We start from the raw sequence: 21,483 nt of genomic DNA on the forward strand, positions 1-21,483 counted from the left end.
GGGTCTGGCCCCAGTATGGCACCGGCCCGCAGCCGGCCGTCCGGTGGCCCGGATCCGGTGGTGGCCGAACCGTCATCCGCAGCGCCAATTCGATGCCGTTGCGGCCTTGACATGCCCCCGCCCTGCGCGCTTACTGGATTCCACCGGTGACATCCAGCCGCTGATGGTCCTCCACTCGCCCTGAGGATCCGTGATCGCCATGCCCGACACCGACCAGCCCTCCGACCCCTCCGGAGCCGTCCGGCTCATCTTCGAATACGAAGGCGACGACGTGCGCCTGATCCACCAGCAGCCCGTCGACGTCCTGGTGACCGGGTTCGATGCAGCCCCCGATCTCCGGGCCGGACGGTTCGCCGAGGTCCGCGACGTGGACGACCGTCCCCTGGCCCGCGTGGCCGTCCGCCACGACGCCTCCAGCCGGGAGGTCTTCCCGGAGAATCCGGCCGACCCCATCACGCGCGTGGAGGTCGAGCATCCCCGTGGCGCCTTCACCGTCGTCGTCCCCGCCGCCGCTACTGCCCGCCGGGTGGCCCTGCTGGACGTGGACGTGCCACCACTACCGCCTCCCGGGGAACGCGGCGCTCCCCCGGCTCCGGCCGCACCGCGGGAGAACGTCCTGGGGGTCTTCCCCCTCGAGACCGGGGAGGCGGGGAGATGACCACCGCCGACGGTTCCGTCACGGGGACCACCCAGATCAACGGTTCCGCGCCCCGGAACCGGGCCTTCAACATCGTGTTGCTCGGCGACGGTTTCCAAGCCGGCCAACAGGCGGCCTTCGACACCGCCTGCACGGCGTTCGCGACCGCACTGCTGGCCACGCCTCCCTTCGACGAGCTGGCCCCGGCGATCAACATCTTCCGGACCAATGTCACCTCCACCGATGCCGGTGCCGACGACCCGGTCGCCGGGGGCGGCACCGGGGCGACGGCCCGCACCTATTTCGATTCCAGCTTCGGCGGCAATGGCATCCGCCGGCTGCTGGTCTGCAATGCCGGTACAGTGCTCACCACGGCGGCGGCCCAGGTGCCGGAGTTCACGCTCGCCCTGGTGGTCGTCAACTCGACGATCTACGGCGGCTCCGGCGGATCGGTCGGGACGTTCTCGCTGGCCGCCGGTGCCTCGGAGATCGCGATCCACGAATCCGGGCACACAGCGTTCGGCCTGGCCGACGAATACCCGTACTACGCCGGCGGCGCCGAGACCGGTCACGACCACCACCCGGCCGGAGAACCGGGCGAACCCAACGTCACGGTGAACACCGACCGCACCACGCTGAAGTGGGGGTGGGCCGTCAACGCGGCCACGGCAGTGCCGACCATGTCCAACCCGAACTGCGCGGCGGTGGATTCGCGGGCCAGCACGGTCCCGGCGGGCACCGTGGGTGCGTTCGAGGGCGCGCACTACTACCACTGCGGCGCGTTCCGCCCCGAGTACGACTGCAAGATGCGCAACCTCGGCGTGCCGTTCTGCAGGATCTGCCGCCAGGTGATCTGGAACCGGATCGGCCCGCTGGCCGACCTCCAGGCCCGGCCCAGGACCCCCATCAGCGTGCTCGCCCGCTACCCCGAGCACCTGGATGTCTTCGCCGTGGACGCCTCGGGGCGCACGATGTCCGACTGGTGGGATGCCTCCAGCGGCTGGGCCGGATGGTTCCACCTCTCCGGTGGCATCGCCTCCCCCGGCGGCCGCGGGGCCGCCGGGTCACCGGTCACCAGCGTCTCGCGCTACCCGGGCCACCTGGACGTGTTCACCGTCGGCACCGACAATCGCGTCTACAGCGCCTGGTGGGACCGCAACGGCGGCTGGTCCAGCTGGTTCGTGTTGGGCAACCTGGTGGCCCGCGCCGGGTCGACCGTCAACGTCGTCTCGCGCACCACCGACCACCTGGACGTGTTCACCATCGGCTCGGACGGCCAGGTCGTCTCCTGCTGGTGGGATGCCTCTGGCGGCTGGTCCGGGTGGTTCAATGTCTCCGGTGGCGTCGCGGCCAACGGGGCGCAGGTCACCGCGATCGCCCGCTACCCCTTCCACCTGGACCTCTTCACCGTCGGCACCGACCACCGGGTCTGGAGCTGCTGGTGGGATGAGCGAAGTGGCTGGTCTTCCTGGTTCCAGATCGGCGGGCAGCAGGCCCGCCCGGATGCCGCGGTCAACGTCGTCGCCCGGCATCGGGACCAGTTGGATCTGTTCACCACGGCGGAGGACGGCAGGATCGTCAGCACGTGGTGGAACGCGACCGGCGGCTGGGGTAGTTGGTTCCAGGTGTCCGGCGGGGTGGCTTCGCCCGGGTCGCAGGTGACCGCGGTGGCCAGGTACAGCAACCACCTGGACCTGTTCACCGTGGGCACCGACAACCGGATTTACAGCACGTGGTGGCATGACACCACGGGATGGGCCGGCTGGTTCAACGTTTCCGGTGGAGTGGCCGCTCCGGGGAGCACCGTCACAGCGCTCTCCCGGGTGATGGAGCAGCTCGACGTGTTCGTCGTCGGGTCCGACGGCAAGGTGTACAGCACCTGGTGGAACGGCGCCGGAGGCTGGGCCGGGTGGTTCCGGCTCGGCATCACCTGATCCGTGCAGGCCCGAAATAGTGTTGCCGGCGGGCTCGATGTCTTTGCCCAGACATTGGCGACATGGGCGCAACTCGCCCCCATGCTCCGGGCCACGCCGGCGCGCCCGGTTGCGCGCACCTGCGCTAGCCAGTCCTACCAGCGCGAACGTCGTTAGAGGCCCTGCCTGGAACGACGTGGAGGAACCGGTTCTTCGTTTTGGTCGGCCAGTACACGCTCGGCGCTCTCCAGCGACACCGCTTGGTAGACATTGGCAACATCAATCGTGGCGTTCCGCGAAGGCATGAAGACGCGGTACTTCCCGTTAGCCAGCTTCTCTGCCTTGAGGGCGTACTTGCTGCTCATCGTCTTCCGAGCCATCCGGTCCTCCGTCGCTACTCTCTGTGGCCATTATCCCGCATGGCTACGGTCTCGTCCATGAGACGTTGCCGTTGCGTGTCGATGACGGCCCCGAGACACTCTCCAGCGCCAGATCGGCACTAAGCCGCAGCCACTGGACCAGGTCAGCCGGAACATCCACCGTAATCGCGGCGCTTCCGAGCGAGGTGGAGATCATCATGGCCTGAGCTCGGCCCTCAGCTCATCGATGGTGAAGCGCACCCCGTCGTCGTCGCGTTTCGCCTCGAGAAGGGCCTGCGGATCCGCAATATCCTCCGCTGGTTCATCCAAACCGTCATCCTCCATGTCCCCATCATCCGCAGCTGCACGATGGAGCACAGCAAACCCGCGGCACCTGTGGACAGACCCCCTTGACGTGACCGGCTCCACACGGCATGATGAATCGTATACGATTTCGTACATCACAGGAGGAACCGTGGCGATGGAGCCGAACAACGCAACCAGCACGACACCGGTGGACCAGTCGGTGCTGGACGCCGCAGGAAAGGTCCTGGCCGTCCACCTCAGCTACGCCTCCCGGGCGGCCCAGCGCGGCCGCACCCCGGAGCACCCGTCCTACTTCATGAAGGCCGCCTCCTCGCTCTCGGTCTCCGGCACGGCCGTCGAACGCCCCGCCGAGACCCGCGCCCTGGCCTTCGAGGGCGAGGTCGCCCTGGTCATCGGCACCACGGCCCGCCGCGTCGCCCCCGAGGACGCCTGGAGCCACGTCGGCTGGGTCACCGCCTCGAACGACCTGGGCGTCTACGACCTGAAGTACGCGGACAAGGGCTCGAACATCCGCTCCAAGTCGGGCGACGGCTTCACCCCGATGGGTCCGGCCCTGCTGCCCGCCTCCGCGGTGGACCCGTCGGGCCTGCGCCTGCGCACCTGGGTCAACGGCGAACTCGTCCAGGACGACACCACCGCCGGGCTGATCTTCGACTTCTCCCGCATCGTCGCCGACCTCTCCCAGCTGATGACCCTGCAGCCCGGCGACGTCATCCTCACCGGCACCCCCGCCGGCTCCTCGGTCATCGTCCCCGGCGACACCGTCGAGGTCGAGGTCGACGACCCCGCCTCCGGCCTGTCCACCGGGCGCCTGTCCACCGGCGTCACCCAGGGCACGACGGCGATGGCCTCCTTCGGGAACCAGCCCCGCCTCACCGACGCCGACCTCATCGACGCGTACGGCTCCGAGGAGGCGGCCTCCGCCGCCGGCGCCCTCTCCCCCGCTGCGGCGGCCGATGCCGCGCAGCCGGGCCCCGCCGTCGTGCTCACCGACGAGCTCAGGGCGAAGCTGAACGCCGTGGCCACCGCGACCATCTCCGCGACGCTGCGCAAGCACGGGCTGAACAACGTCTCCATTGACGGGCTGCGCTGCACCAAGACCGGCCGCAAGGTCATCGGCACCGCCCGCACGCTGCGCTTCGTGCCCAACCGTGAGGACCTCTTCAAGTCCCACGGCGGCGGGTTCAACGCCCAGAAGCAGGCGATCGACTCGATCAACGAGGGCGAGATCCTGGTCATGGAGGCCCGCGGCGAGAAGGGCTCCGGCACCCTGGGCGACATCCTGGGCCTGCGCGCACAGGTCCGCGGCGCTGCCGCCATCATCACCGACGGCGGCGTGCGCGACCTGACGGCGGTCTCCGAACTGGACATCCCTGCCTACTTCAGCGGATCGCACCCCGCGGTGCTCGGACGCAAGCACGTGCCGTGGGATACCGACCTCACCATCGCCTGCGGTGGGACCACCGTGCAGCCGGGCGACATCATCGTCGCCGACGACGACGGCATCCTGGTCATCCCGCCGGCGATGGCCGAGCAGGTCGCCGACGAGGCGCTGGAACAGGAGCGCATGGACGAGTACGTCTTCGAGCAGGTCCGCCAGGGCCACGCAGTGGACGGGCTGTTCCCGATGAACGCGGAGTGGAAGGCCAAGTACGCGGACTGGCTCGCCGCCGGGCACTCCACGGTCGACGACTAGGACCCGGGATGATCACCACCAGCAAATCCGAGCAGGCCTACACGCTGCTCAGCGATCGGATCGCCTCCGGGGCGCTGGTCCCGGGGTACCGGCTGGTGCTCGGGACCATCGCCGCCGAACTGGGCTGCAGCGTCGTCCCCGTCCGCGAGGCGATCCGCAAGCTGGAGGCCGAGGGCCTGGTGCGTTTCGAACGCAACGTCGGGGCCACCGTCGCCTCGGTGGACACCGAGCTGTACCTGCACACCATGCAGACGCTCTCGGTGATCGAGGGGGCCGCCACCGCCCTGGCCGCACCGCTGCTCACGCCGGCGGACCTGGACCGGGCCCGGGGGCTGAACGAGCAGATGCGGCGCACGCTGGCCGACTTTGATCCACGTCGCTTCACCGAGCTGAACAACCAGTTCCACACGGTGCTGTATGAGAACTGCCCGAACCCGCACATCCTGGACCTGGTCCACCGCGGCTGGGCGCGGCTGGCGGCGATGCGCACCTCCTCCTTCGACCACGTGCCCGGCCGCGCCCACCACTCGGTCACCGAGCACGACGGCCTGCTGGACCTGCTCGCCGCCGGCGCACCGCCGGCGGAGATCGAACAGGCCGCCCGCAGGCACCGCACCAACACCCTGAACGCCTACCTGGCCGCGGCGGGCCAACCGCCCTCGGCCATCTGAAACCCCCCTCCCCGATCCACCACGAAAGGACCATCATGAGCAAGCACTTCGTGCCGGAGAACCTGCCCACCCACCTGCAGCACTACATCGGGGGCCAGCTCGTCGACTCCATCGACGGCGACACCTTCGACGTGCTGGACCCCGTCACCAACCAGTCCTACATCAAGGCCGCCTCCGGAAAGGTGGCCGACGTCGATGCTGCCGTCGCCGCCGCCAAGGCCGCCTTCGAGAACGGCCCGTGGCCCTCCATGCTGCCGCGCGAACGTTCCCGCGTGCTGCACAAGATCGCCGACATCGTCGAGTCCCGCGGCCAGGAACTTGCAGAGATGGAGTGCTACGACACCGGCCTGCCGATCACCCAGGCACTGGGCCAGGCCCGCCGCGCCGCGGAGAACTTCAGGTTCTTCGCCGACCTGATCGTCGCCCAGCACGACGACGCCTTCAAGGTCCCGGGCCGCCAGGCGAACTACGTCAACCGCAAGCCGATCGGCGTCGCCGGGCTCATCACCCCCTGGAACACCCCGTTCATGCTCGAGTCCTGGAAGCTGGGACCGGCACTGGCCACCGGCAACACGGTGGTGCTCAAGCCCGCCGAATTCACCCCGCTGTCGGCCTCGCTGTGGCCGGGCATCTTCGAGGAGGCCGGCCTGCCCGCCGGCGTGTTCAACATCGTGCACGGTTTCGGCGAGGAGGGCTTCGCCGGGGATTCGCTGGTCAAGCACCCCGACGTCCCGCTGATCTCCTTCACCGGCGAATCGCGCACCGGCCAGCTGATCTTCGCCAACGCCGCACCGTACCTGAAGGGCCTGTCGATGGAGCTCGGCGGCAAGTCCCCCGCCGTCGTCTTCGCCGATGCGGATCTGGACGCCGCCATCGACGCCACCATCTTCGGCGTCTTCTCGCTCAACGGCGAACGCTGCACCGCCGGCTCGCGCATCCTGGTCGAACGCGGCATCTACGACGAATTCGTCGAGCGCTACGCCGCCCAGGCCCAGCGAGTGAAGGTCGGCCTGCCGCACGAGAAGGACACCGAGGTCGGCGCCCTGGTCCACCCGGAGCACTACGAGAAGGTCGCCTCCTACGTGGAGATCGGCAAGTCGGAGGCCCGCCTGGTCGCCGGTGGGGACCGCCCGGAGCAGTTCCCCGAGGGGAACTTCATCCAGCCGACCGTCTTCGCCGACGTCGCCCCGGAGGCGCGGATCTTCCAGGAGGAGATCTTCGGCCCCGTCGTCGCGATCACCCCGTTCGACTCCGACGAGGAGGCGCTCGCACTGGCCAACAACACCAGGTACGGCCTGGCCGCCTACATCTGGACCAACGACCTGAAGCGGGCGCACAACTTCTCGCAGGACGTCGAGGCCGGCATGGTGTGGCTGAACTCCAACAACGTCCGCGACCTGCGCACCCCGTTCGGCGGCGTGAAGGCCTCGGGTCTGGGTCATGAGGGCGGCTACCGCTCCATCGACTTCTACACCGACCAGCAGGCAGTGCACATCAACCTCGGCGAGGTCCACAACCCCGTCTTCGGCAAGGCCTGAGCCCCCTCCCCCTCCCCACCGCACGCTAAGGAAACATCATGGACATCAAAACCACCACCACCAGCGTCCCCGCGCCGGACATCGTCCGCTGCGCCTACATGGAGATCGTGGTCACCGACCTGGCCCGCTCGCGGAAGTTCTACGTGGACCTGCTGGGCCTGCACGTGACCTACGAGGACGAGACGGCCATCTACCTGCGCTCCTTCGAGGAGTTCATCCACCACAACCTGGTGCTGCGCAAGGGCCCGGTCGCCGCCGTCGCGGCGTTCGCCTACCGGGTCAAGTCCCCCGCTGAGGTCGACGCCGCCGAGGCCTACTTCCAGGCGCTGGGCTGCCGCACCGAACGCCGTAAGGAAGGCTTCGTGCGCGGCATCGGCGACTCGGTCCGCGTCGAGGACCCGCTGGGCTTCCCGTACGAGTTCTTCTACGAGGTCGAGCACGTCGAACGCCTGCACCAGCGCTACGACCTCTACGGTGCCGGCGAACTGGTCCGGCTGGACCATTTCAACCAGGTCACCCCGGATGTGCCGCGCGGCCGCGAATACCTCGAGGGCCTGGGCTTCCGCGTCTCCGAGGACATCCAGGACGCCGACGGCGTCACCTACGCCGCGTGGATGCACCGCAAGCAGACGGTGCACGACACCGCCCTGACCGGCGGCGACGGCCCGCGCATGCACCACGTCGCGTTCGCCACGCACGAGAAGCACAACATCATCCAGATCTGCGACAAGATGGGCGCCCTGCGCATTTCGGACCGGATCGAGCGCGGCCCCGGACGCCACGGCGTCTCCAACGCGTTCTACCTGTACATCCTGGATCCGGACGACCACCGCATCGAGATCTACACGCAGGACTACTACACCGGCGACCCGGACAACCCCGTGATCACCTGGGACGTCCACGACAACCAGCGCCGCGACTGGTGGGGCAACCCGGTGGTCCCGTCCTGGTACACCGAGGCCTCCCTGGTCCTGGACCTGGACGGCAACTCGCGCGACGTCGTGGTCCGCGAGGACAAGTCGGAGATGGCGGTCACGGTCGGAGCCGACGGCTTCTCCTACACCCGCGCTCCGGGCGATGCCATCGAGGACGAGCCCGGCGAGGAAATCGGCTTCAAGATGGGCCACCAGCTGTAGGAACACCCATCGCACCACCCGGGTCCACCGGGAACGACGGCGGCGCCACAGGTCAGATCCTGCGGCGCCGCCGCTCGTCGGCCAGGGCGACGAACAGCGTGATCAGCACGACGCCGGCAATCACCGCAAACCCGGTGGTGAAGGCACCCTGCCAGTCGCTGGCGGCCAGGGTGGCGAAGAAGATCGCTGTCACCAACGCCAGCCCCACCGCGGTGCCGATGCGCTGGCCGGTCTGCAGCACGCCGCCGGCGCTGCCGGAGTAGCGCAGCGGGACATCGGTCAGCGTCAGCGTCTGGTTCGGGGAAATGACGGCCCCCTGGGCCACCCCGATGAACAGCAGCGCCAGCGCCAACCACCAGATGGGGAAGCCGGTGTGGGCGTTGAGCTGGATGACCAGCACGCTCAACCCCAGGCCCACGAACGAGGCCACGATGCCGCCGATGACGATCTTGCGGCCGTAGTCCATCACCCGCTTTCCGGCCCAGTTGGAGACCACCGCGGAGGTCAGGGCGGCAGGGAGTCCCATGAGTCCGGTATCCAGGGCCGTCATGTGCAGCCCGTTCTGCAGATACAGCGCCACCAGCACCCAGACGCTGGTCACGCCCAGGAAATACAGGCCGGCAATCAGCGTCCCGTAGGTGAAGCTCCCGGTCCGGAAGAGGTCCAGATCCACCATGGGGCTGCGGCCGCGGGCACGGTAGCCCTTCTCCCACGCCACCCACGCCGCCATGAGCGCCAGGCCCGCCGGCAGCAGCAGCCACGTCCAGATCGTCGGGTTCCCCTGCACGAACGGCAGCAGCAGGGCCAACACGGCGACGCCCAGCAGCAGGGCACCGACCGGGTCCAGGTCGCGGTCGCGGGTGCCGCGGCGCCGAGCCCTGCCGGTGATGGCCACGTCGGGTTCAACGACCAGCTCCGCCTCGACCGGTGGGGAGGTTTCGGCCCGTTCCTCCGGGTGTCGCGCCGGCGCCGCCGGGACCCGGGTGAACAGCGGCCGGGGGAACCAGAGCAACGCCAGGATGACGACGAGAACGCCGACTGGCACGTTGACCAGGAAGGTCCAGCGCCATCCGGTTTCCGCGCCGAAGAGCTGGATGATCAGCCCGCCGATCAGCGGGCCGATGGCCACCGAAACGCCGACGACGCTGCCCAGCGCCCCGTAGGCGCGTCCGCGTTCACGCCCCCGGAAGTTGTGCTGGATCATGCCCACCACCTGCGGGTTCAGCAGCCCCGAGCCCAGCCCCTGGATGAAACGGGCGATGTTCAACGTCAGCGGGTCCGGCGCCAGCCCGGCACCGACGGAGGAGAGCGTGAAGATGACGACGCCGGCCAGGAAGATCGGGGCGCGTCCCACGATGTCCCCGGCACGGCCAGCGGCCACCAGCACCACCCCGAAGGTCAGCGCGTAGCCGGAGAGCACCCACTGGATGTCGGTGTCGTCGGCGTGCAATCCGGTCTGGATGGAGGGCAGCACGACGTTGACGATGCTCACGCCGACCAAGGACATGAACATGGTGGTCAGCAGGACGGCCAGGATCCGCCAGCGGCCCGGGTCGGGCTCGGCCACGGCATCGGGGGCAGCTGGAGTGGAGGTCACCAGCCCATTCAAGCATCGCAGGACGGGATTCGTTGCCTTGGCGCACGAACCCGGTGCCCGTCCAGCGGTGCCGCGCACCTACGATGGGCACACCACCACGTGTCCGCGTTTCCCCCGAAAGGTAGCCGGTGCTCGATCCACACGAGGGGCTCGACGCCCACGGTTTCATCACCACCGGCGCCCGGCGGGAGAGGGTGCCGGCCGCCTACGATCCCCTACTGGCCCAGGCGTGCTCCGAACTCTCACCTGCCTTCGCCACCGTTGGGGATCACGTCGGGGACCGCACCGAGGACGGGCACGGCCCGGCACCGGGCCTGTACCTGTACGGGTCGGTGGCCACCGGGCAGGCGATAGCCGACGCATCGGACGTCGACCTGCTCACGATCGGGCTTCCCGCTGACGTCGTGGCCCCCGTGGCCCGCGGGCTTTCGGCCCGCCATGCCGGCCTCTGCCGGGCCGTGGAGATCGGCGCGGCACAGCCCGTGGACTTCGTAGGTCCCGGTGATGCCGCCTATGGGAACAGGGTCTTCCTGCGCCATTACTGCGTGCCACTCATCGGGCCGGACCCCTCCGAGGGGATCGCACCGTTTCGGGGCGACCGTGCGGCGGCGCGTGGCTTCAACGGGGACATCGGCCGCTGCCTGGATCGCTGGAGGCTGCTGGCCGCCGACGGCGGGGCATCATCGCTGGGCCGCCGCATTGCCCGCAAGACGCTGGTGGCCGTCGCCGGGCTGGTCAGCATGCATGATGCCACCTGGACGACCGATCGGCGGACTGCCGCCGAACGCTGGGGAATGGTCCGTCCCGACCTGGCCCCGGCCTTGGCGGAACTGGCCGCCTGGTCCGAGGGGACCGTCGCACCGACCCCGGGCAATGTGCTCGCCTGCCTGCAGGACGACGGCGTTCTCCCGGCTCTCGTCGCGGACTTCACCGAACGCATCGGACTCTGGACCTGACGTCGCCGCGGGAGGAGCCAGGGTGGCCACTTGCGGCGATCGCGTCCACACTGGAGGCATGGGACCTTCATTCGGGGCACCACGGCCCTTCACCGATCGGCACTACGCGGGACAGGAACTGGCCACCCGGTTCACCGGCTACCAGGGGAATCAAGACGTCGTCGTCCTGGGCCTGGCCCGGGGCGGCGTACCCATTGCCGCGGAAATCGCCCGCTCCATCGGCGCACCCTTCGACGCCCTGGTCGTCCGCAAACTCGGGGTCCCGGGGCACGACGAGCTGGCCTTCGGCGCCCTCGCCGCCCATGGGCCCGACCGGTCGGAGGTCAGGATGGACCACGTGTTGGCGTCCCTGCCGCCGGGGTCCCGGACGGCGGAGGCCCTCGCCGAGGTCCGCGACCGGGAGTCCGGGGAACTCAAGCGCCGCCAGGACTCCTACCTGAGGGGTCGGGGCGTTGACCTGACCGATCGAACCGTCATCCTCTGCGATGACGGACTCGCCACCGGAGCCTCCATGCAGGCCGCCGTGGAGGTGGTCCGCCAGAGTCATCCGGAACGGATCATCGTCGCCGCACCGGTGGGACCTGCCGAGGTCTGTGCCGAGTTGTCCGGCATCGCCGACGAGGTGGTGTGCCCCCGCCAGCCCGATGACTTCGAGGCCGTCGGGGCGTTCTACGCGGGATACGACCAGCTCACCGACGAGGATGTGCTGCGGCTGCTGGGCGGCTGAACGCCGGCAGCTGCTGCCCGACGTGGAGTCGTTCCACCGGCAGGGTCACGGTCGCGGGCGGCGCCGGTTCCAGAGAACCAGCTCGAGGACCCCTCCCAGCACGGCCCCGCCGAGCATGATGCCCAGTCCCAGGCCCTGGTGCCCGGCCAGGGCGACGAGAACGCCGATGACCACGGCAACCCACCAGATCAAACGGTCCAGCCGGAGCCGCCGTGGCTCCCCGGTCACGCCGGATACCGGCTGGCCTACGCCATCGTGAGGTCCACCCTGCATCGGTTTCACGAGCTCCTGTTCGTCGTCAACGGTCCAGTCCATCTTTTCATGGAGCCCCTCCGCGCCACAGAACGGCCGCCGCACCCCGAAACCCCGGGTGCGGCGGCCGTCGTCGTGCTGGTGAGGTGCCGGTGTGGAGCCGGGCTACTTTTCCACGTGGTTGACGTGGTGCTCGACGTGCAGGTCCACGCCGCGGGTCTCCTTGACGAGGGAAACCGCCACGAAGGAGATGATCGTGATGACCACGATGTAGATGCCGATGCTCCAGGAGTGCCCCGTGTTGGAGAGCAGCACCGCGGCGATCAGCGGGGCGAAGGCGCCGCCGAGGATCGCGCCCAGGGCGTAGCCGATCGAGACGCCTGAGTAGCGCACCCGGGCCGGGAACATCTCCGCATACAGTGCCGACTGCGGACCGTAGGACAGGCCCAGGCCGATCGTCAGGCCGAACAGGGCGACGAAGTACCAGTAGATGTTGGCGGTGTCGATGAGGAACCACATCGGGATCGACCAGATCGCCACCAGGGCGTAGCCGATCTGGAAGGTGCGCACGCGGCCGAGCTTGTCGGAGAGGATGCCCCCGTACATGGTGAAGAACAGCCAGCCGAAGGAGGACAGCGTCGTGGCCAGCAGAACCGGCCCGCGCTCCATGCCGAGGGTCTTGGTCGCGTAGGTCGCGAAGAACGCGATGAGCAGGTAGCCGGCCGCGTTGTTGGCGATGAAGATCAGCGCCGTGAGGATGACCTCGCGGGTGTTGTGCTTGAAGAGCTGCCCCAGCGGAGCCGAGGATTCCTTCTTGCGTATCTGCAGGGCCGCGAAGACCGGGGACTCCTCGACCGAGCGGCGGATGAGGTAGCCGATGACGATGAGCACGATGGAGAACAGGAACGGCACGCGCCAGCCCCAGGTCAGGAAGGCGTCGTTGCCGATGATGGTGGTGAGGATCCACATGGTGAAGGTCGCCAGGATCATGCCGCAGGGGACGCCGATCTGCGGGTAGGCCCCGAAGAAGCCGCGGCGGTTGTCCGGTGCGTGCTCGACCGACATGAGGGCGGCACCGCCCCACTCGCCGCCGGCGGAGAAGCCCTGCAGCACGCGCAGCGCGATCAGCAGGATGGCGGCTCCGGCGCCGATCTGGGCGTGGGTGGGCAGGACGCCGATGAGCGAGGTCGAGACGCCCATCATGATGAGGGTGAACACCAGCATCTTCTTGCGCCCGAGCTTGTCCCCCAGGTGTCCAGCGACGATGGCGCCCAGCGGGCGGAACAGGAACGAGATGCCGATGGAGGCCCACGAGGCCAACTGGGCGCCGGTCTCGCCCAGCGGGGCGAAGAACAGCGGGCCGAGCACCAGGCCGGCGGCCTGGGCGTAGATGAAGAAGTCGTACCACTCGATCGTGGTCCCGACGAGGGTGCCGGCGAGGACCTTGCGTTCCTCGCGCCGGTTGATGGCAGCTGGCGCTGCCGCTGACTGGGACATGCTGGACTCCAAAATTGGGCGCCGGAGGGCGCGCGGTGCGTTACCGACCGAACGGACGGTAAATGTGATCGAGCTCATCATAACCCGGCGGCAGTCAAGATTTCGTCAACAAACGCACGCAACGGCTTCACGTGACCGCGGCCCGCAACCTCCTTGCCACCTGCCACCAACCTGTTCTATATTCGAATTCAAAGTTCCATAACAGAACACTGCACCGCCAGAACACTTCGCCATCAGTCCGAGGCCCTCTTCCCCCCAGCGGATGCCTCCCGCGCAGCATCGGAGGCAACCAGCCCATGACCGAACACCCGCCGGGCAGCTCACCGGCCCAGACGCTCTCCCGGGGCCTGCGCGCCCTGGAGATCATCACCGATCGGCAGGATGCCCCCACGATCGCCGAGCTGGCCGATGAACTCGGGGTGCACCGGTCCATCGCCTACCGGATCCTGCGGACCCTGGAGGACCACGCGCTGGTGCGTCGGGACGAATCCGGACGGTTGCAGGGTGCCCCGGGACTGGCGGCCCTGGCGCGCGGGGTCCAGCGCGACCTGCAGTCAGCGGCCCTGCCGGAACTGACGGTCCTGGCCAACGAACTGCAGATGAGCGCCTTCATCGTCGTGTGGGACCACGATGATTGCGTCACACTGGTCACCGTGGAGCCGCGGCAGGGCCATGCCACGGTGCTCCAGCGCCCCGGCTCGCGCCATCCGCTCTCCCGGGGGGCACCCGGCATCGCGATCCAGTCCACCATGACGCCCGCCGAGTGGGAGCTCATCGCCCCGGGGCATCCGTGGCGCACCGAGGCGGTGCGTGCTGCGGAACTCGGCTATGCGACCAGCGTCGACGAGGTCATCCCCGGGGTGACGTCCCTGGCGGCTCCGCTGCGGATCCCGGGGCAGGATCCCGCGGCGTTGGCGATCGTTTTTGCCACAGCGACGCGGACCATCGACCTCCACGAGGTGGGGCGCCAGGTCTCCGCAGCTGCCGTGTCGGTCGAGCGCACCCTGGGTTCCTGACCGGGGGTAGCGGGTCTCAGCGAGCCGCCGTCGTGCGTCGGAGGCGACCCAGGGCCAGGGTTCCGGCACCCGAGAGGAAGAGCAGTGTCGCCGCACCGGCGGCGACCAGGAACGCGCCCTGGGGTCCGACGGCATCGGCCATGACACCGGCCAGGCCGTTGCCGATCGCCGTGCCGACGACGATGCCGCTGGCGAGCATGGTCATGACGGTGCCCATCCGTCCGAGCGGGGCGACGTCTCCCCCGACGGTGAAGATGGTGACCATGACCGGTCCGACGGGTAGTCCGATCAGCAGCAGGAACACCACCATGGAACCGATCGACGAGGGGATCTGCAGCAGCAGGGCCAGCGGGATCAGCAGCAGCGCGCAGGCGGCCCAGCGGACCGGCTGCGCCCAGCCCTGCGGCCAGGAGGACACCGACAGTGCCGCCATGGCCGAGGTCAGGCCCAGGGCCGCGTAAAGCAGTCCGCCGGCGCTGGCGTCGCCGAAGACGCCGGCGAAGGACACGGCTCCCGCGGAGACCGAGCCGAACAAGGTGCCCATGCCGACCATGCCCAGCACGCACAGGCCCACGCGGATGATACGTCCACGCACCCAGCCGGCTCCGGCGACGGGCCCTGCCGATGGCTGGTGGGGTTGGATGGCCCGGCCCGTGGGGTGCACCGCGAAGGCCGGAACGAGTGCAGCGGTCAGCACCGCCGCCAGGGCCAGCGGCAGCCAGGGGGCGAGAACCGAGGCCAGGACGCCGACCAGTGCCGGGCCCATCACGAAGGTCAGTTCGTCGACGGTGCTCTCGTAGCTCAACGCCGTTTCGAGTTCGCGGCGGCCACGACGGCGGCCGGCGGTCAGCGCCATCCACCGCACCCGGGCCAGCGGCCCCACCTGCGGACAGGTGGCCCCGGACAGGAAGGCGACGACGATGACCAGGACCGTCGGAACGCCGGGGAGGATGCCCGCACCGCAAACGATCAGGGCACCGACGAGCACTGCGTGGGCCAGCGCGGCCGGGACGAGGACCAGGCGCTGTCCCCACCGGTCCGCGGCATAGCCCAGCAGCGGTGCGCCGATGGCCGAGCCGATGCCCACAGCCCCGGCGGCGACGCCGCCGCTGGCGTAGGAGCCGGTGGCTGTACTGACCAGGGTCAGGGTGCCGATGGTCAACATGGCCAGCGGCAGGCGGGCGAAGAAGGCCAGCGGGAAGAAGGCAGGACCTGCCAGCTCGAGCAGGCTGCGGAAATTGCCGCTCTCGGTGGGGGCCGCTGCGTTCTGGGCCGGCGCGCCCGAAGGGGACGAGGACGTCGCGGAGTTCATGGGTTTCAGGGTTCCTTCCTAGCGCGCCCGTCCCAGCCACCCGGAGCGCCCAACCCTTACCCCCTTATTCTACCGGGTCGGCCAGAACCACCCGGACGGTGGATCCGGCCCGTTCCTTGCTCACGCGCAGCTGGGCCGGGATGCGTTGCTTCATCTCGGCAACGTGGCTGACCAGCCCGACGACCCGGCCTCCCCGGCGCAGGCCGTCGAGGGCGTCCATCACCATTTCCAGCGCGCCCTCATCGAGCGAGCCGAATCCCTCGTCGACGAAGAGCGTCTCGATGTCGATGCCCCCGGACTGCTGTTGGATGACGTCGGCCAGCCCGAGCGCCAGAGCCAGCGATGCCATGAACGATTCGCCGCCCGACAGGGTCTGGGTGTCGCGTCGTTGCCCGGTCCAGGCGTCCAACACGTGCAGCCCGAGCCCCGATTTGGCGTTGCCCTTCGGGGTGTCGTCGTGGACCAGTGCGTAACGTTCCCCGGTCATGACCAGCAGCCGTTCGGTGGCGGCCGCGGCAACGGCCTCCAACCGTGCGGCCAGCACGTAGGTGGACAGGGTCATCTTGAAGCGGTTCTCCCCGCCACCACGGGCCAGGTCGGCCATCGACTTGACCGTCTGGTAGCGCGCGAGCACCGCGCCCTGGGTGTCATCGAGCCGGCGCAGTTCCCCGCTGCCCCGCTCCAGCCGACTGGAGTAGGCCCGCAGGACGGCTTCACGCTGCAGGACGGCATCGCGCGCGCCGGCGGCTTCGGTGGCCGCCGCGGTGGCGGCGGCCAGTTGTTCCCCGTCCGGGGCGCCGATGCCGCGTTCGGCTTCGGCGTGGGCGGTGGAGACGGCCTGGGTTCCCGCCAGCGTCTCGATGCGGACCGACTCTGCTGCGAAGGCCTGGACCTCCGTCGTGGCGGCGATGCGTGCCGCGGCGTCCATGACCGCGCCCGCCCAGCGACCGTCGTCGGCGAAGCCGGCGGCGGAACGTTCCTCCTCCCACGTCCGGGCGGCGTCCGCCGCGGCAGTGCGGGCCTCCTGGAGCGAGCGGGCGGCCTGGGCCAGGGTTTCGAGCCGCTGCCGGGCCTCGATCATGCGTTCGTGCCGGCCCTGCAGCGAGTCGTCGTCGCCGCGCAAAGCCGCCAGGCGTTTCCGCAGGGCCGCCGTTGAGGTGCGCCATTGGCCGATGCGTTCCGCGAGGACCGTCAACGCCGCTGCCTCCTCGGTGTTGGCGGTCCGCAGCCGTTCGTGGGCCGCCGTGGCGTCCGCCAGGGCGGTGGCTGCGCGTTCGGCCTCCCGGGCACCGGCCGTGGCGTCGGCCAGTGCCTGCTCAGCGTCGGCGAGTGCCGCGGCGGCCTCCCCGGGGGTGAGCCCGCCCGCCTGGCCGGCGGCGAGGGCTGCGGCGGCCCGGGCGTCGCGCAACCGGGTGGCGGCCTCGGTTTCCGCTGCCTCGCTGGCCGCCGCGATGTCCCGGGCGGCTTCCTCGTCGGCCTCCTCCACCAGTTCCCCGTCCTCCACCGTGGCCGGTGCCGGATGATCGGCGGAACCGCAGACCAGGCAGGGTTCGCCGTCGACGAGTTCGCGTGCCAGGGCGGCCGCCGCCTGGCCCAGCCGGGTACGCCCCAGCTCGAGCAGGTTTGCACGGTCGGCCAGTTGCCGGTCCTTGGCCGCCGCCCAGGCTGCGTGGGCTGCCGTGGCCGCGGCCTCCGCTGTGGTGTGTGCTTCCACGGCGGCGACCCGTTCGGCGGCGGTGTCCCGGGCGGCGGTGAGGGAAGCCAGGCTCGTGGCCGTTGCCGCCAGGGCGTCGGCGCGCTCGCGCAGTCCGGGCAGGGAGGCGGCCACCGTTTCCTGCTCGGCTTCGCTGGCGGTGTGACGTTCGGTGCGTTGTCCGTGGTCGGAGGTGGCGGCCTGCAGGTCGGCTGTCTGTTGGGCCAGCTCGTGTTCGTCGGGCAGGGCGGCGGCCAGCACCGCTGCGTCGCCCGTGGCCCGGGATGCAGCGGTGGAGGCCAGCCGGGCCTCTACCGCCGGATCGTCCGTCCCGGTGGCATCTGGTTCTTCGTCGGCGGCCGCGCGGGAGAGGTAGTCCGCTGCGAGTCCGTCGGCGGTGCCGCGCCGGGCAGCATCCAGCGTGGATTCCGCAGCGTCCCGGGCCCGGGCGGCGCGGGTGCGTGCCGTTTCGGTTCCCGCCAGCGAGCTGGCCACCGAGTCAGCGGCGAGCCGCTCCTTCAGGTCGGCGATGTGCCCGGCCCGCTCGGCGTGGGTGCTGCGCAGTTGCTGGAGTTCGGCCAGCGCGCGGTGGCGTTCGGCCCGGTCGCCGAGCTCGGTGGCTGCCTGCCGGGCGTCGGCGGCTGCCGTGTCCGCCGCGGCCCGTTCGGCGGCCAGCGCCGTGTTGCGCTCCCCCAGGCGTGCGGCGAGCAGTTCCAGCAGCTCCCCGGTCCCGGCGCCCTCGGTGGTGAGCTCGGCGGGGACGGGGGCACCGTCGTCGTACAGGGAGGCGATGCCGTCCTCGACGAGTTGGGTGATGGCGGTGGCGCGGGAGCGTTCGGCGTCTTCGGCGGCGGTGCGGGCCGCGGTGAGTTCGTCGGCGAGCAGCGTCTCGACGGTGCCGAACAGGCGGGTGTCGAAGAGGGTCTTGAGCAGGTCCTCGCGTTCCTTGTCCTTGGCGCGCAGGAAGGCGGCGAAGGCGCCCTGGGGCAGCATGGCGACCTTGGTGAACTCGTCCTTGCCCAGTCCGATGACGGCGCGCAGTTCGGTGGCGACCTCGTCGTTGCGGGTGGAGCGTTCCTGCCAGGTGCCGTCCACGAGTTCGCGCAGCCGGCTCTGGGCCTGCGCCGTGGTGGTCTTGCCGGTACCGCGTTTGGAGGGGCGCTGCCATTGCGGTGAGCGGCGGACCTCGAAGCGGCGGCCTCCGGTGCTGAACTCCAGCACGACCTCGGGTTCGTCGGCGGCTGCAGCGTGGTCGCTGCGCAGCGATTTGGAGCCTTCTCGGGCGCCGGGCAGCCCCCCGTAGAGCGCGTAGCAGATGGCGTCGAGGATGCTGGTCTTCCCGGCACCGGTTTCCCCGTTGAGCAGGAACAGCCCGGCGGCCGAGAGTTCGTCGAAGTCGATCGACTGGCGCCGGGCGAAGGGGCCGAACGCAGCGACCTGCAGGTGGTGGATCCTCATCGGGCCACCTGCGCGCTGGTCGCCTCGGTGAGGATGCGGGCGAGCAGTTCGGCCTCGGCGTCCGAGGGCGGGCGTTGGCGGACGTGGTCGATGAACCCGGTGCAGACCTGCAGCGGGTTCTCGGCGGCGGAGAGCCGGTCACGGTAGGTCCGTTCGACCTCGGCGGGCCGGCCCTCGGGTTCGAAGTGCAGCACCAGGGTGTCGGGGAAGCGGGTGCGCAGCCGTTCCATGGCCTGGGCGGGGCGGTCCCGGTCGGTGAGCGTGATCTGGCACCAGGCCTCCTCGGCGTCGGCCAGGGAGTCGTCGGCCAGCAGGTCCTCGAGCCGACCGCGCAGCACGCGCAGGTTCTTGGCCGCCGGCCAGTCGACCGGCTCGATGGGGCCGATGCCGTCGGCCGTGGCCTCCAGCAGCCAGGCCCCCTTGCGGTGGTTGGCTTCGGAGAAGGAATAGGCGATGGGCGAGCCCGAGTACCTGATGGTTTCGGTGAGGCGTTGACGGCCGTGCAGGTGCCCCAGGGCCGCATAGTCGACGTCGGCGAATTCATCGAGGGGGACGATGTCCAGTCCGCCGATGCTCAACTCGCGTTCGGAGTCGCTGCCCTGGCCCTGGGCGGCGAAGACGTGGGCCATGACCAGCGAGCGGATCGGCCGTGTCGAGGAGGCGCGCCGGGCTGCCAGATCCGCCGCCACCCGGTCCATGGCCGCCCGGATCACCGGCTGGTGGCCGGGTGCCTGGACGCCGAGGCCCTCGGCGACCATGCGCGGTTCCAGGTACGGCAGCCCGTAGACGGCCAGGGTGAAGTCGCCGCCGTCGAGCAGGACGGGGGCGTCCAGGTCATCGACCTGGGTGCGCAGGTGCAGGCCGGCCCGCTCCAGCAGCCGGGAGCCGAAGCCGAGCCGCAGCGCGGAATCGTGGTTGCCGCTGGTGGCGATGACGGTGGCCCCTGCCTCGCGCAGCCTCACGACGGCGTCGTCGAACAGGGCGACTGCGTCGACGGAGGGCAGTGCCCGGTCATAGACGTCGCCGGCGATGAGCACGACCTCGACGCCTTGGGTGGTGACCGTGTCCAGCAGGGAGTCGATGAAGCCGCGTTGGGCCTCCAGCAGGCCGGCCCCGTGGAAGGAGCGGCCCAGATGCCAGTCGGAGGTGTGCAGGATTCGCATCGCCCCAGCTTATCGAGCGTGGCCGACGGTTCGGGACGGGCCAGCCGGGCTGTGGACGACCGCCTCCCGCCTGGGGAAACCGCCCGGAATCACGTGGCGCGCCGGGGCGGGCGCTGAACGGCAAGCACTTGACCCGACACGACTGGCCCTCGTCGGAACGTCAAGGTGGATTGCCTCCACGGCAGTGGTTCCGGATCGATGGTGCCACCCCGGGCGCTGTCGAGGATGAGCGGGTTTCGGGGGAAGAGCGGGGCCCGCTGCCCGAAGACCGCTGCGTATCGACGCAACAGGTCCTCCGCCGCCGGCGTTGCCGGCGCATGGAACTAGGCCGGGACCGACGCTGCCTGGCTCGGTGCCGCCTTCCTTCGGCCCTGCATCGCCTGCACGCACACCATGGATGCCACGACGCCGATCACCGCCATGGTGAGCATCGGGACGAAGCTTCCGGTGGACTCGATCATGGTGCCGCAGACAACCGGACCGATCGCGAAGCCCGAACCGATCATCAGATTGGTGGTGTTCATGACGTGGCCGTTGGAGCTGAGATCGGAGAGGCTGGAGAGCAGGTAGGGCAGGATGAAGGTCCAGGCGAACTTGAAGATCACCGCCGCCACGGCGAAGCGCAGCAATCCCGGCGCGCCGAACAGCAAGGCGATGCTGATGGCCATGCCGATGTAGCCGATGAGGAGGAAGGCGCGCCGGCGAGGCGTATCCCCGAGAACCGTGGCAATCAGCGCGGAGGCGATGCCCGCGACGGTGGCACCGGCCAGGACGAGCGAGGTGGCCGAGAGGCCGACGCCGGCTCCAGTGGAGATCTGGGCCATGAACGACCAGACACCGCTGAGCGAGACGTAGAACAGCAGGACGGCGGCGAGCCCCAGCACGAACCGCACGACGGGAATCTTGACGGGTGCCACGACGACGGTTCCTTCGGCTGCGGGCCGCCGCAATGCCTCGCCGTCGATGCTTCGCACGACGAACAGGCACAACACCGCCAGGCCGGAGAGCGTCCAGTAGATGGCGGCCACCCCGCTCCCGGCGAAGAGGCTCGGGAAGATGGCCAGGATCAGGGCGCCCATGACCAGCTGGAAGACCACGAAGAACCCAAAGGCCCTGCTGGGGTTCGATGTCTTGCCCGCGAGGGAGAGGATGATGACGGTGATGGATCCGGCGGCCAGGGAGGTGATGATGCGGGCGGCGACCAGCCATTCGAAGCTGTCGATGAAGCCGGACGCCAGGTTGCCCAGGATCACGACGGCGGTGAAGAGGTAGGTGGCCGTGCGCAGGTTCATCCGCCTGAGCCACAGGTAGGCCGGCACCGTGGCCAGGCTGAACGCACCGAGCTCGCAGGAGAAGAGCATGCCCAGCTGGCCGGCGGAGAGGCCGAACTGCTCGGTGAGCTTTCCGCCGATGACCGGGGCGATCAGCAGGACGGTGTAGAGGACCGCACTGTAGACGGCGATGTAGGTGTAGGTGCCGCGGTCGGAGACGCCGCTGCCCGCTGGCGTCGTGGGGATGCTCGTCATGGGGTGGTC

At 69.8% G+C, this 21,483-nt stretch carries 17 protein-coding genes; 9 read left to right on the forward strand and 8 right to left on the reverse strand.

Annotated elements, in window-relative coordinates:
- The first annotated feature begins 190 nt into the window (after window positions 1–190).
- Window positions 191–658: a hypothetical protein gene (locus ACN0TP_RS10295; RefSeq protein ID WP_417218749.1), complete on the forward strand. Its 468-nt coding sequence runs from the start codon at window positions 191–193 to the stop codon at window positions 656–658.
- A complete protein-coding gene (locus ACN0TP_RS10300; RefSeq protein ID WP_417218750.1) occupies window positions 655–2,571 on the forward strand; it encodes a M64 family metallopeptidase in 1,917 nt (638 codons plus the stop codon). Before ACN0TP_RS10295 ends, ACN0TP_RS10300 begins: the two co-directional genes overlap by 4 nt.
- 152 nt (window positions 2,572–2,723) lie before the next feature.
- Here the strand turns inward: ACN0TP_RS10300 and ACN0TP_RS10305 are convergent, their stop codons facing one another.
- Window positions 2,724–2,915, reverse strand: coding sequence for a hypothetical protein (locus tag ACN0TP_RS10305; protein ID WP_417218751.1), 192 nt, complete (start codon window positions 2,913–2,915; stop codon window positions 2,724–2,726).
- A 475-nt stretch (window positions 2,916–3,390) separates the two neighbouring features.
- On the opposite strand from ACN0TP_RS10305, the gene ACN0TP_RS10310 reads away from it, so the two are divergent.
- Genes ACN0TP_RS10310 through hpaD form a run of 4 tightly spaced genes read left to right on the forward strand, consistent with a single transcriptional unit; the run spans window position 3,391 to window position 8,277 of the window.
- The gene (locus ACN0TP_RS10310; RefSeq protein WP_417218752.1) at window positions 3,391–4,932 is read left to right on the forward strand and encodes a fumarylacetoacetate hydrolase family protein; all 1,542 of its coding nucleotides are present in this window, start codon (window positions 3,391–3,393) and stop codon (window positions 4,930–4,932) included.
- An 8-nt stretch (window positions 4,933–4,940) separates the two neighbouring features.
- Complete coding sequence (locus tag ACN0TP_RS10315) at window positions 4,941–5,603, forward strand: GntR family transcriptional regulator (RefSeq protein ID WP_417218753.1); 663 nt, start codon at window positions 4,941–4,943, stop codon at window positions 5,601–5,603.
- 35 nt (window positions 5,604–5,638) lie between these two features.
- On the forward strand, window positions 5,639–7,141 hold the full coding sequence (gene hpaE / locus ACN0TP_RS10320) for a 5-carboxymethyl-2-hydroxymuconate semialdehyde dehydrogenase (protein ID WP_417218754.1): 1,503 nt from the start codon (window positions 5,639–5,641) through the stop codon (window positions 7,139–7,141).
- 38 nt (window positions 7,142–7,179) lie between these two features.
- Window positions 7,180–8,277, forward strand: coding sequence for a 3,4-dihydroxyphenylacetate 2,3-dioxygenase (hpaD, locus tag ACN0TP_RS10325; RefSeq protein ID WP_417218755.1), 1,098 nt, complete (start codon window positions 7,180–7,182; stop codon window positions 8,275–8,277).
- A 52-nt stretch (window positions 8,278–8,329) separates the two neighbouring features.
- Here hpaD and ACN0TP_RS10330 read toward each other — a convergent pair whose 3' ends face one another.
- Complete coding sequence (locus ACN0TP_RS10330) at window positions 8,330–9,790, reverse strand: MFS transporter (RefSeq protein ID WP_417218863.1); 1,461 nt, start codon at window positions 9,788–9,790, stop codon at window positions 8,330–8,332.
- A 212-nt stretch (window positions 9,791–10,002) separates the two neighbouring features.
- On the opposite strand from ACN0TP_RS10330, the gene ACN0TP_RS10335 reads away from it, so the two are divergent.
- Entirely contained in the window at window positions 10,003–10,830 is an 828-nt protein-coding gene (locus tag ACN0TP_RS10335) for a hypothetical protein (RefSeq protein WP_417218756.1), read from the forward strand.
- A gap of 58 nt (window positions 10,831–10,888) precedes the next feature.
- Entirely contained in the window at window positions 10,889–11,557 is a 669-nt protein-coding gene (locus ACN0TP_RS10340) for a phosphoribosyltransferase (protein ID WP_417218757.1), read from the forward strand.
- 45 nt (window positions 11,558–11,602) lie between these two features.
- Here the strand turns inward: ACN0TP_RS10340 and ACN0TP_RS10345 are convergent, their stop codons facing one another.
- Entirely contained in the window at window positions 11,603–11,872 is a 270-nt protein-coding gene (locus ACN0TP_RS10345) for a hypothetical protein (protein WP_417218758.1), read from the reverse strand.
- Window positions 11,873–11,974: 102 nt separating this feature from the next.
- Window positions 11,975–13,306: an MFS transporter gene (locus ACN0TP_RS10350; RefSeq protein WP_417218759.1), complete on the reverse strand. Its 1,332-nt coding sequence runs from the start codon at window positions 13,304–13,306 to the stop codon at window positions 11,975–11,977.
- 296 nt (window positions 13,307–13,602) lie between these two features.
- Between ACN0TP_RS10350 and ACN0TP_RS10355 the strand changes: the two genes are divergently transcribed.
- Window positions 13,603–14,322 carry an IclR family transcriptional regulator gene (locus ACN0TP_RS10355; protein ID WP_417218760.1) on the forward strand — a complete coding sequence of 240 codons (720 nt, stop codon included), beginning with the start codon at window positions 13,603–13,605 and terminating at the stop codon, window positions 14,320–14,322.
- 16 nt (window positions 14,323–14,338) lie between these two features.
- On the opposite strand, the gene ACN0TP_RS10360 is transcribed toward ACN0TP_RS10355, so the two are convergent.
- The 4 genes from ACN0TP_RS10360 to ACN0TP_RS10375 all read right to left on the reverse strand — a co-directional run bounded on the left by ACN0TP_RS10360 (window position 14,339) and on the right by ACN0TP_RS10375 (window position 21,474).
- Entirely contained in the window at window positions 14,339–15,634 is a 1,296-nt protein-coding gene (locus ACN0TP_RS10360; protein ID WP_417218761.1) for an MFS transporter, read from the reverse strand.
- 64 nt (window positions 15,635–15,698) lie between these two features.
- A complete protein-coding gene (locus tag ACN0TP_RS10365; protein WP_417218762.1) occupies window positions 15,699–18,785 on the reverse strand; it encodes an AAA family ATPase in 3,087 nt (1,028 codons plus the stop codon).
- Complete coding sequence (locus ACN0TP_RS10370) at window positions 18,782–19,948, reverse strand: exonuclease SbcCD subunit D (RefSeq protein ID WP_417218763.1); 1,167 nt, start codon at window positions 19,946–19,948, stop codon at window positions 18,782–18,784. Before ACN0TP_RS10370 ends, ACN0TP_RS10365 begins: the two co-directional genes overlap by 4 nt.
- Before the next feature lie 323 nt (window positions 19,949–20,271).
- On the reverse strand, window positions 20,272–21,474 hold the full coding sequence (locus tag ACN0TP_RS10375) for an MFS transporter (RefSeq protein WP_417218764.1): 1,203 nt from the start codon (window positions 21,472–21,474) through the stop codon (window positions 20,272–20,274).
- Between the last annotated feature and the right edge of the window lie 9 nt (window positions 21,475–21,483).

The sequence above is a fragment of the Arthrobacter sp. genome, from assembly GCF_048266065.1.
In the GTDB taxonomy this organism is placed as follows: domain Bacteria; phylum Actinomycetota; class Actinomycetes; order Actinomycetales; family Micrococcaceae; genus Arthrobacter_H.

Coding starts and splice junctions, on each gene's coding strand:
- ACN0TP_RS10300 (WP_417218750.1), top strand. CDS start 655: ATGACCACCGCCGACGGTTCCGTCACGGGGACCACCCAGATCAACGGT.
- ACN0TP_RS10305 (WP_417218751.1), bottom strand. CDS start 2,915: ATGAGCAGCAAGTACGCCCTCAAGGCAGAGAAGCTGGCTAACGGGAAG.
- ACN0TP_RS10310 (WP_417218752.1), top strand. CDS start 3,391: ATGGAGCCGAACAACGCAACCAGCACGACACCGGTGGACCAGTCGGTG.
- ACN0TP_RS10315 (WP_417218753.1), top strand. CDS start 4,941: ATGATCACCACCAGCAAATCCGAGCAGGCCTACACGCTGCTCAGCGAT.
- hpaE (WP_417218754.1), top strand. CDS start 5,639: ATGAGCAAGCACTTCGTGCCGGAGAACCTGCCCACCCACCTGCAGCAC.
- hpaD (WP_417218755.1), top strand. CDS start 7,180: ATGGACATCAAAACCACCACCACCAGCGTCCCCGCGCCGGACATCGTC.
- ACN0TP_RS10330 (WP_417218863.1), bottom strand. CDS start 9,790: ATGTTCATGTCCTTGGTCGGCGTGAGCATCGTCAACGTCGTGCTGCCC.
- ACN0TP_RS10340 (WP_417218757.1), top strand. CDS start 10,889: ATGGGACCTTCATTCGGGGCACCACGGCCCTTCACCGATCGGCACTAC.
- ACN0TP_RS10345 (WP_417218758.1), bottom strand. CDS start 11,872: ATGGACTGGACCGTTGACGACGAACAGGAGCTCGTGAAACCGATGCAG.
- ACN0TP_RS10350 (WP_417218759.1), bottom strand. CDS start 13,306: ATGTCCCAGTCAGCGGCAGCGCCAGCTGCCATCAACCGGCGCGAGGAA.
- ACN0TP_RS10355 (WP_417218760.1), top strand. CDS start 13,603: ATGACCGAACACCCGCCGGGCAGCTCACCGGCCCAGACGCTCTCCCGG.
- ACN0TP_RS10360 (WP_417218761.1), bottom strand. CDS start 15,634: ATGAACTCCGCGACGTCCTCGTCCCCTTCGGGCGCGCCGGCCCAGAAC.
- ACN0TP_RS10365 (WP_417218762.1), bottom strand. CDS start 18,785: ATGAGGATCCACCACCTGCAGGTCGCTGCGTTCGGCCCCTTCGCCCGG.
- ACN0TP_RS10370 (WP_417218763.1), bottom strand. CDS start 19,948: ATGCGAATCCTGCACACCTCCGACTGGCATCTGGGCCGCTCCTTCCAC.
- ACN0TP_RS10375 (WP_417218764.1), bottom strand. CDS start 21,474: ATGACGAGCATCCCCACGACGCCAGCGGGCAGCGGCGTCTCCGACCGC.